Here is an 8,740-nt window from a genome sequence, read left to right as displayed (position 1 = left end):
ACTTCACCCGCGCGCGGACCTTCGAGATCGACCTCCTCGATCGTCAACGGCTTGCCTGCTTCCCATGCGATTGCTGCTTTCGTCTTCATGTGTCGTCGTCGTCCAGGTTTCGATCGAACCGATGATCCGCGACGCACGGCTGCATCGGCGCGATCCGGACCCATGCTGGCGAAAATGCAGTGCATGTTGGCCATAGCTCAGTGTCACGTCGCGGGCACGTCGCGCGAGATACCCGTGGCGCGCGTTCGAGCACTTCTGTTCTGACCCGCAAGCGCCGCCTGCCACGGTCTGGGGCCGCAAGTATCGAAACGTCGCGCAGCCGAAAGCAGCGCGAACGCCGGACACGTTGACCGCGATCCCGCCGCTCCCGCACCCATGCGATATCGATGCGGTCACGCATCCCGCCGCGTGACCGATGCTCACGTTTCTTCCCGCAGCAACTCGCGCAACCTGAACTTCTGCACCTTGCCCGCCGGCGTGGTCGGCAGACTGTCGCGTATCAGCAGGCGCTCGGGAATGTATTGCATCGCGACCTTGTGCGCCTTGAGGAACGTCGCGATCGCATCGAGATCGATGGACTCGCCCGGCTTTGTCACGACGACCGCGCACGCTCGTTCACCGAGCCGTTCGTCCGGATAGGCGACGAGCGCCGCCGCCGCGATCGCCGGATGCCGGTACAGCAACGCCTCGATCTCGACCACCGGAATGTTCTCTCCGCCGCGAATGATCACGTCCTTGCTGCGGCCGGTGATGCGGACATAGCCACGCTCGTCGAGATACGCCAGGTCGCCGGTGTCGAACCAGCCTTGAGAATCGGTCGAGTTCAGATGCGCGCGATGCAGATACCCGCCGAAACCCGAGCACGAGCGAACCAGCAGGCGCCCGGCCGAGCCTGTGGGCAACGGCGCTTCGTATGCGTCGACCACGCGCACATCGACCCCGGGAAGCGGCGCGCCATCGGTCGTGAACGATCGCTCGTCCTCGTCATCGAGACGCGTCAGCGTGACCGCGCCCAGTTCCGTCATGCCCCATGCCGACACGATTTTCGCGCCGAGCGCCGCGCGCGCGCGTTCGACCAGCGGCCCGGGAATCGGCGCGCCCGCGCATAGAAACGCGCGCAGCGCAGGCACCGGCTGTCCGCTTTCCTGCACCGCGTTCGCGAGATCGGTCAGGAATACGGTCGACGCCATCGTGAAACTCACGCGTTCGCGCTGCATCAACGCAAGCGCGGTCCGGGGCTCCCAGACATCCTGCAATACCGCGCTCGCGCCCAGCATCACGGGCATCATCAGGCCGTACATGAAGCCGGTCTGATGCGCCATCGGCGAGGCCATCAGTACGGTGTCGTCGGGCGAAAGACGCATGGCTTCGGCATAAGGGCCGATGTTCGACATCAGCGTGTTGGACGTATGCATCACGCCCTTGGGTTCGCCCGTGGTGCCCGAGGTATAGAGCAATTGCGTCACCTCGTCAGCGCCCGGGCGCTGAAGCGTGAGAATCCCGCGCGCATCCGGCTCGCGCTCCCACGCGGGTTCGCTTAGCAACGCCTCGAAACTGTTCGCGCCTTCACCGCCGACGACGACCACATGCGAAAGGCCCCGCAGACGCGCTTGCAACTCCATCGCCATCCGTTCGAAATCGAAGCCGCGAAACATGCGCGGCACGATCAGCACCTTGCTCGCGCTGTGGCCGAGCATGAACGAAAGCTCACGCTCGCGAAAGATATGCATCAGCGGATTCACCACCGCACCGATGCGCGAGCACGCGAGATACGTCAGCGTGAACTGCCACCAGTTCGGCAATTGCATCGAAACGACATCGCCGCGTTCGACGCCCAGCCGCGCGAGACCCACCGCGATGCGCTCGGCCATCGCGGCCATCTCGCGATACGTGAAGCGCGTCGTTTCCCCGCTCTCCATCCGGAACGCCGTGAGCGCCAGCTTGTCCGGAGAGTGCGCGACGCACTCGTCGAGATCGTCGTTGATGGTGCGGTCGCGCCAGTGGCCGCGCGCGATGCACTCGTCGCGTCTCGGCGCGATCAGAACGGCGTCGAAGTTCATTTGGTGTCGTCCCCGATGGTCCTTGATTCGTCAGGCCGGCACCGCGTCGCGGCCGGCGCGCGTGCGGGCGATGATCGTCTTCATGATCTGCGCGGTGCCGTCGCCGATCTGGAAGCCCAGCACGTCGCGCAGACGCTGCTCCATCGGTCCGCGATCGTAGCCGCCATGGCCGAAGGACAACAGGCATTGATGCACGACGTCGTAGGCGAGCTTCGGCCCCCACCACTTGCACATCGCGGCTTCGGCGGTATGCGGCAGGCCGCGATCCTTGAGCCAAAGCGTCTGCAGGCACAAAAGACGCGCCGCCTCGACCTGGGTCTCGAAGTCCGCGAGCGGATGCGACACGCCCTGAAACGCCGCCAGTGGCTTGCCGAAGGCCTCGCGCTGGGCGACGTATTCCCACGTCTCTTCAAGACTCACCTTCGCGACCGCGAGTACCTGCAAGCCGATGAGCGCACGCGAAAAATCGAATCCCTGCATGACCTGCACGAATCCCTTGCCCTCATCGCCCAGCCGATGATCCACGGGCACCCGCACGTTCTCGAAGAAGATCGAGCCGCGACCGATCGCGCGCTGTCCGTGACAGTCGAAGCGATTGCGCGTGATGCCCGGCAGGTCCATCGGCACGAGCATCGCGGAGATCCCGCGCGCGCCGTCCTCCGCACTGCCGGTGCGCGCGAACACGACAGCCGCGTCGGCCTGATCCGCGGCCGAGATCGAGGTCTTCTCGCCGTTGAGCACGTAATGGCCGCCCACGCGCTCCATGCGCAAACGCAGGTTCGCGGCATCCGAGCCGCCGCGCGGTTCCGTCAATGCGATGGCAAGCAGCGCGCGCCCTTGCGTCAGCTTCTCCAGCCAGGGCTTCGCAATCGCCGGCGCGGCGTGCTGCGCGAGAATCTGCCCGTTGAGCGAGGCCAGCAGGTTGATATACGACAGACTCAGATCCGCCCGCGCGATCTCTTCGTGAATCACGCCCGCGGCGAGACAGCCGAGCCCTTGTCCGCCGTACTGCTCCGGCAACTCGGGCGCTATGAAACCCATCTGCCCCATTTCGAGCATGAGTTCGCGATCGAGCGTGCGCGTCGTGTCGCGCGTCTCGAAGCCGGGCGTGACGCGTCCTTGTGCAAAGCGGCGCGCATGTTCGCCGAGCGCGACCAGGTCTTCATCGAGATACGGATTCATGACTTCGCTCCCGCTTATTTCGCATAACGGCGGAATTCGGGCTTGCGCTTCTCCTGAAACGCCCGCACGCCTTCGCGCGATTCCTCGGTGTCGTAGTAAAGCTTCAGCGCATACATGCCCATGCCCGCGATGCCCGCCTGATGCGCGGTGTCCATGTTGAACGAGCGCTTGGCGATCGCGATCGCCGTCGGGCTCTTCTCCATGATCTCGTCGCACCACTTTTGCACTTCGGCGTCGAGTTCTTCATGCGGGACGACGGCATTGACGAGGCCCATTGCGAGCGCTTCGGATGCGGGATAGCGGCGGCACAAATACCAGATTTCGCGCGCCTTCTTCTCGCCGACCACGCGCGCGAGAAATGCCGTGCCGTAACCAGGATCGACCGAGCCGACTTTCGGGCCCGCCTGCGCGAACACGGCCTTCTCCGATGCGATCGTGAAGTCGCAGATCGTGCACAGCACATTGCCTCCGCCGACCGCATAGCCCTGCACGCGCGCGATCACTGGCTTGGGCACGTCGCGGATCGCGTTGTGCAGCTCTTCCATTGGCAGGCCGATGGTGCCGCGTCCGTCGTATTGACCTTCGTGCGCCGACTGATCGCCACCGGTGCAGAACGCTTTCTCGCCCGCGCCCGCCAGCACGATCACGCCGATCTCGCGCGCATAGCCCGCGCGATTGATCGCGTGGATCAGTTCGTCGCAGGTGCGTCCACGAAACGCGTTCATCTTCTCGGGACGATTGATCGTGATCCATGCCGCGCCGTTGCGCACTTCGTAGATGATGTCTTCGTAGTTCATGATGAGTTCCTCGTTATCGATTCGGTTCAGCCCGCCATCGTCAGGCCGCCGGACACGCTCAGCACCTGTCCCGTGATGTAGCGCGCGTCATCGCTCGCGAAGAAGACGATCGCACCGGGCAGGTCGTCGGGCTGGCCGATACGACCGAGCGGAATCGAACGCTGGAACGCTTCGAGCAGCTTCTCGGGGTTGCCCGCGCCTTCCTTGTATTCGGCGAAGAGCGCGGTGTCGGTCGGACCCGGGCACACCACATTGACCGTGATCCCATGACGCGCATGCTCGCGCGCGATGGTCTTGGAGAACGACACGATCCCGCCCTTGCACGCGGCATACACGGCTTCTCCCGACGAGCCGACGCGCGCCGCATCGGATGCGATATTCACGATGCGCCCCGACTTCCGCTCGACCATGCGCGGCAGCACGGCATGATGCAGATGCAGCGCGCCCGTCAGATTGATCGCGATGAGTCGTTCCCACTGTTCCGGTTCGGTCTTCGTGAAGGGCTTGAACACATCCCATCCCGCGTTGTTGACGAGGATATCGACGGGGCCGAGGGCTTCTTCCGTCATGGCGACTGCGGCATCGACATCCGCGCGATTCGAGATGTCGCAGGGGATAGCCTGTGCGACGCCGCCCTCCTCGCGAATGGCATCGCTGACCTTTTGCGCCGCTTCGAGCGAGCGATCCAGCACCGCGACCCGCGCGCCTTCCGCCGCGAACCGGCGGCACGTCGCCCCGCCAATGCCGCCGCCACCGCCCGTGACGATCACCGTCCTGCCTTGCAGTCTTTGCACAGTCTTCTCCGTGAAGATGAGGGGTTACCATGACGGCACCCGAATGATTTCGTCGAGCCCATCGAAATACGTCAACATATTGACGTATACTAGGAATGCCTCGTCGCGAAGACAAGAACGATGTGATTAGGAGAATCCCTTGGTTTCCGCAAAATCAGATACAGCGGCAAAGCTCGAACTTGCTAACAGGTTGTTCTTTCGCCTGTATCAATGCGCCAATATGTTGCATAAAACCGGGAGCCGTGCGGTCGAGACGGAAGGACTGACCACGCAACAGTGGGCCGTGCTCGGCGCGTTGTCGCGGCCCGAGGCGGAACGGGGCATGAGTGTGGGAGATCTGGCGCGTTATCTGATGGTGAGCCGGCAGAATCTGTCCGGTCTGGTGAGCCGGATGGAACGCGACGGACATGTGAGCGCAAGCGCCGACGGCCGCGACCGCCGCTCGCGGCTGATCACGATGACCGCGCCGGGCCGCAAGTTATGGACGCAACAGGCCACGCCGAAGATTCACGCGTACTACGAGGACGTGCTGCAGGATTTTTCCGTCGATGATGTGACGCACACGCTGCACTATCTGCTCAAGCTGCTCGACAACATGAAGCGTCTCGACGACGCCACGCAGAGCGCGACGGGGGATGAAGAGCAATAGCGTTCAAAAGCGATGCCGCAACCCGACGGTCGCCTCAACCTGATTGCTGGTCGACGACGGCGCGGCCACGCCATTGATCCACGCCACGCCCAGCAGCGAGTTGCTGCTCGCGCTCACGCCCTGCCACACGCCCTGAATATAGATGTCGGTGCGGCGCGAGAAGCTGTAATCCGCCATCGCGCTAACCTGATTCCAGTGCGGAGCGCCGCTGCCGGCATTGCCGCCCGCCCGCGAATAGGTGTAGGCCGCGGAAAGCCCGACCGCGGGCGTCAGCGCGTAGCGCAGGTTGCCCTCGAAGTTCTGGAAGTGCGTGCTGAAACCGGTCTGGAACAATTGCGTGAGGTTGGTCTGCGTATAGACGAAGCCCGCCACGGCCGGTCCGAAAGCATAGTTGACGCCCGCGCCCCAGGTCTGCTGGCGGCTCGCGAGTGCGCCGAGCGGCACCGCGCTCGATCCGGCCACGCCTTGCAGCGACGAGCCGGTGGTATCGGTCACGGCACCGTTCGTGTTGAACTGCCCCGAATTGTTGAGTTGCAGGAAGCCCGCGCCGAAGTTCAGCGGCCCCCAGATATACGACATGCCGAAGCTATACGCGCGGTTGTTCGCGAAGCCGCCCGCCTGATTCGAAAAACCGTACAGCGCGCCGAACTTGAAGCCCGCGAAATCCGGGCTGAGATATTTCGCCGAGTTATTGATCTGGAACGAATCGTTAAGGTTATCGACATCGTACGGATGCGCGAAATGCGTGCCGCCGTATTCGGTGCCGGTCAGGGATAGCGGTCCGACGAAGTCGACCATGCCGTCGGTCTGCCGGCCCAGTGTGAGCTGGCCGTATTGGCGGCTCGACAATCCCACATAAGCCTGGCGATTGAAGATGCGGTTGCTCGATGTGTATTGGCCGTTATTCACGTTGAAGCCACTTTCCAACGTGAAGATGGCTTTCAGGCCGCCGCCCAGATCTTCCGCTCCCCGCAAGCCCCATCGGCTGTACTGCACCGCGCCGCTCGTGAGTTCCCAGTTGCTGTGTCCGCCACCCGTCGGCGTGATCTGATTGTTCGTGTAAGTGATGCCCGCGTCGATCAGGCCGTACAGCGTGACGCTGCTCTGCGCATGTGCCACCCCGGTGAGCGTGAGCATCGTCGTCGCACCGGTTATAAGCAACTTGTTCATTTGCTCGCTCCTCGATCTGAGACGTCAATGCCCGCCTGTCGGCGAAAGCGTTCTCCACTTACTTTATGCGACGGCATGGGGAAACGGCAACCTCGGAAATGCCGTTTTCCGGCGCGCGCCCGCGCGAATCAGAACCCGCGGCGCACGGAAAATCTCATGCCCTTTTCGCCCTCGTGATTCACACCTATTTGCGGATTCGCGGAGAAATGCCAGTCGTCGTCCGAACTCGCGAATTCGTCCCGCGACTTGTCCGTGTCACGAAAGGAATAAGGCGAAAGGCTCTGGGAATACTGGCGATCCGATGGATAAGCGTCGGCACGAAGACTCAAGTCCGTCGCTGGCAGCGCGGCCACATCGCCATAGTGGAAATGGGCGTGAAGGGTGCGCGAAGGCCGCGCGCTCGCGGTCGAGACGACGGCGGGATAAGGAAAGAACAACATGCCCGCAGCGGCTCGTTCAAGCGGAAACAAGCGAGCCTGCTCGTTGGCTGATGCGAAGCCGCCGGCAGCTAGCAAAACGATGCCGGCGATCCAGACTTTCCGGATAAGACGTGTCATCGAATACCCGCGAAACGCAAATCCTCGCGCCGAAAAATGTATTCCCGATGATACTTCTTTTATTGCACCCAGGCTTTTTGTCCATAACCGCAGTTGGAAAATAGCCACTGTCTGTCCGGGTCGAATTCGCGAGCGCCGTTTCAACGAAAAGCATAGGCAATGCCCACACCATAAGTCAGTTGATTGCGCGTGCCTCGCTGCACGACGATAGGGCTGTCCGCCGCATCGCCCGCAAGACGCTGGTAATACACCATCGCGCCTGCATACCAGCTCGTGCTGAATTGATAAATCCCGGCAAGCCAGCCGGTGATCTGGTTCAGTCCGCCTCCGGGCGTGAAGACCGGCAATCCGCTTTTCTGGGCGTCGTCGGGCGTTACGCCGTAATAGGTCTGATTGAAGCCACCGCTCACCCACGTCGCCCCGAGTCCGCCGCCGACGAACACGCGTGCGTGCAGCGGAAACCAGGCGCTCGTGTTCAGCGACACCCTTGCGCCCGTGTACACCTGCCCCGCGTTCGTGACGACCGTCACTTCCCCCCGCAGGCGGTAGGGCACGTTGCCGACATGACTGTATTCGTAGCCCACGAAGCCGCCGCCCTCCAGCGTCGTCGACACGTCATGAACCTGCGAGACGACGGGGTCGTCGACGTTGCGCCGTCCTAGACGCAGCGCGAGCGCCGGGCCCCACTGAAACCCGGTCAGGCTGCCGAAGTTGTACTGGGCATAGGTTCCGTACCACTCGAACAGATGGCCGCCGCTCGTCACGTAGCGCATGCCGGGCACCACGCCCACGATGCGCTCCTTGCCGCCCGCATATTCGGTCGTGGACCCAACGCCTACGCCGAAAAAATTCGGCAATGCATTGGACAGATCCACCGGACTCGCCCACGCCGCGCCCGATCCCGTGCATACGCATGCGCCAGCAATGAACCGCAGCAATCCGACGCATCGCTTCTTTTGTCGATAAAAATGCATCGCGCGCTCCCTGTCATTTCGATTCTCTAAACGATCGGATCGATACGCATGGCTTCGCGATGATTGCCGCTTCGCTCGCAATTTTCAAGCCTCGATTGCATGAGCCAGTTCACAAGCGACGACGCAGCCGGTATCGTCATGCACAACCCCGCCCCTTTGGAGACCACACTATGTCCGCGCGCACCGTTCGGCTCATTGTCTTGTCCACTGCAATGCTCGCCTGCATCTGGCCGAATGTCTCCCCGGCAACCACGCAATCGCAACAACGCCAGGCCGGGCGCGACGTGCGCCAGGACACGCGTCAGCATGCGCGCGATACCAAGCACGACTGTCGCGCGGCGAACCAGCAATCCAATGCCAGTTGCCGGCATGACAAGCGCCAGACGAAACAGAACGGACGCCAGGCCGCGCGAGACATCAAGTACTGACTTCGTCAGACGCGCGTCACGAGGCCGGTCAAGAGGCATGCGATGAATCGTGCATGCCGTGCGCCTTGAAATTCATGTGAGCGCGTGATATCGACTCTCTATGCGAGGGTCGCGAGTTGCGTCTGGACG

At 62.8% G+C, this 8,740-nt stretch carries 9 protein-coding genes and 1 pseudogene; 2 read left to right on the top strand and 8 right to left on the bottom strand.

Annotated elements, in window-relative coordinates; genetic code table 11:
- From AWB79_RS40550 to badH, 5 genes and pseudogenes are all read right to left on the bottom strand, one after another.
- Positions 1–185 (bottom strand): annotated as a pseudogene (locus AWB79_RS40550) (hypothetical protein); the annotation flags it as partial.
- A 234-nt stretch (positions 186–419) separates the two neighbouring features.
- The gene (aliA, locus tag AWB79_RS22765; protein WP_061169695.1) at positions 420–2,060 is read right to left on the bottom strand and encodes a cyclohexanecarboxylate-CoA ligase; all 1,641 of its coding nucleotides are present in this window, start codon (positions 2,058–2,060) and stop codon (positions 420–422) included.
- Between the two features lie 30 nt (positions 2,061–2,090).
- A complete protein-coding gene (gene aliB / locus AWB79_RS22760; RefSeq protein WP_061169694.1) occupies positions 2,091–3,242 on the bottom strand; it encodes a cyclohexanecarboxyl-CoA dehydrogenase in 1,152 nt (383 codons plus the stop codon).
- Positions 3,243–3,256: 14 nt separating this feature from the next.
- Entirely contained in the window at positions 3,257–4,039 is a 783-nt protein-coding gene (badI, locus tag AWB79_RS22755) for a 2-ketocyclohexanecarboxyl-CoA hydrolase (RefSeq protein ID WP_061169693.1), read from the bottom strand.
- 26 nt (positions 4,040–4,065) lie between these two features.
- A complete protein-coding gene (badH, locus tag AWB79_RS22750) occupies positions 4,066–4,833 on the bottom strand; it encodes a 2-hydroxycyclohexanecarboxyl-CoA dehydrogenase (RefSeq protein ID WP_061169692.1) in 768 nt (255 codons plus the stop codon).
- A 220-nt stretch (positions 4,834–5,053) separates the two neighbouring features.
- Here badH and AWB79_RS22745 point away from each other — a divergent pair, with 220 nt between their 5' ends.
- Positions 5,054–5,482, top strand: a complete 429-nt coding sequence (locus AWB79_RS22745; RefSeq protein ID WP_082862445.1) for a MarR family transcriptional regulator — start codon at positions 5,054–5,056, stop codon at positions 5,480–5,482.
- A 3-nt stretch (positions 5,483–5,485) separates the two neighbouring features.
- On the opposite strand, the gene AWB79_RS22740 is transcribed toward AWB79_RS22745, so the two are convergent.
- The 3 genes from AWB79_RS22740 to AWB79_RS22730 form a co-directional block, all read right to left on the bottom strand.
- Positions 5,486–6,652 (bottom strand): porin, encoded by a 1,167-nt coding sequence (locus AWB79_RS22740; protein WP_061169690.1) that lies wholly within the window; start codon positions 6,650–6,652, stop codon positions 5,486–5,488.
- 128 nt (positions 6,653–6,780) lie between these two features.
- Positions 6,781–7,317, bottom strand: a complete 537-nt coding sequence (locus AWB79_RS40545) for a hypothetical protein (RefSeq protein WP_232470973.1) — start codon at positions 7,315–7,317, stop codon at positions 6,781–6,783.
- Positions 7,318–7,349: 32 nt separating this feature from the next.
- On the bottom strand, positions 7,350–8,084 hold the full coding sequence (locus AWB79_RS22730) for a MipA/OmpV family protein (protein WP_232470972.1): 735 nt from the start codon (positions 8,082–8,084) through the stop codon (positions 7,350–7,352).
- Between the two features lie 311 nt (positions 8,085–8,395).
- Between AWB79_RS22730 and AWB79_RS22725 the strand changes: the two genes are divergently transcribed.
- Positions 8,396–8,611: a hypothetical protein gene (locus AWB79_RS22725; RefSeq protein WP_232470976.1), complete on the top strand. Its 216-nt coding sequence runs from the start codon at positions 8,396–8,398 to the stop codon at positions 8,609–8,611.
- The last annotated feature ends 129 nt before the right edge of the window (positions 8,612–8,740 follow it).

Source organism: Caballeronia hypogeia (assembly GCF_001544875.2).
Taxonomy (GTDB): Bacteria; Pseudomonadota; Gammaproteobacteria; order Burkholderiales; family Burkholderiaceae; genus Caballeronia; species Caballeronia hypogeia.
The sequence above is the reverse complement of the archived record's forward strand: the minus strand, read 5'-3'. Positions and strand labels throughout refer to the sequence as shown.

Coding starts and splice junctions, on each gene's coding strand:
- aliA (WP_061169695.1), bottom strand. CDS start 2,060: ATGAACTTCGACGCCGTTCTGATCGCGCCGAGACGCGACGAGTGCATC.
- aliB (WP_061169694.1), bottom strand. CDS start 3,242: ATGAATCCGTATCTCGATGAAGACCTGGTCGCGCTCGGCGAACATGCG.
- badI (WP_061169693.1), bottom strand. CDS start 4,039: ATGAACTACGAAGACATCATCTACGAAGTGCGCAACGGCGCGGCATGG.
- AWB79_RS22745 (WP_082862445.1), top strand. CDS start 5,054: ATGTTGCATAAAACCGGGAGCCGTGCGGTCGAGACGGAAGGACTGACC.
- AWB79_RS22740 (WP_061169690.1), bottom strand. CDS start 6,652: ATGAACAAGTTGCTTATAACCGGTGCGACGACGATGCTCACGCTCACC.
- AWB79_RS22725 (WP_232470976.1), top strand. CDS start 8,396: ATGCTCGCCTGCATCTGGCCGAATGTCTCCCCGGCAACCACGCAATCG.